Source organism: Ruegeria sp. AP12, from assembly GCF_056540025.1.
In genome coordinates, this window is record NZ_JBQFVZ010000330.1 from 1 (window position 1) to 531 (window position 531).

Below are 531 nucleotides of genomic sequence, written 5' to 3' on the forward strand. Positions count from 1 at the left end.
CGCTTGCCCGATGACAGCAACCTTTGCACCGCCCCGATCAAAGAACTTATAGGGTTGGAACAATTCTGCAGGTTCGTCCCATTCGGCATCAAAGATGTTCTGACCCAAGGCCGCAAAGGGCAAACCTTCGACGATTTCGTTAACCCTGTCGCTGCCCAACGTGAACTCCCAATGGAAGGTCATAGCATCGGGTTTCAGCGCGTTCATGACATTGACCATGTCCTGACCGGCCGTCTGATAGCAGGTGTAGGAACCGTGCCAGGTATCGCCTCCGTCCAATAGAAGGGCATCAGGACGGTCAGCACGTATGGCGTTGATGACAGTTGAGACGCGGTCCAATCCACCGACCCGACCGTAGGTCTTGGCCAGCGCAGAGAAATCGTTGTAGGTCAGCGCATATGCCGACGGGCTTCCATCTTCGATCCCGTAGGCCTTGCGGAAAGCCGCCCCTGTGACATGCGGCATCTGCCCTCGCGCATCGCCAATACCAAGGTTTATCTCAGGTTCGCGAAAAAAGATCGGCTTGAGTTG

Annotated in this window: 1 pseudogene; it reads right to left on the reverse strand. The window is 55.6% G+C overall.

Annotated elements, in window-relative coordinates:
- Positions 1 to 531 (reverse strand): annotated as a pseudogene (locus tag ACR0E6_RS23040) (thiosulfohydrolase SoxB); the annotation flags it as partial.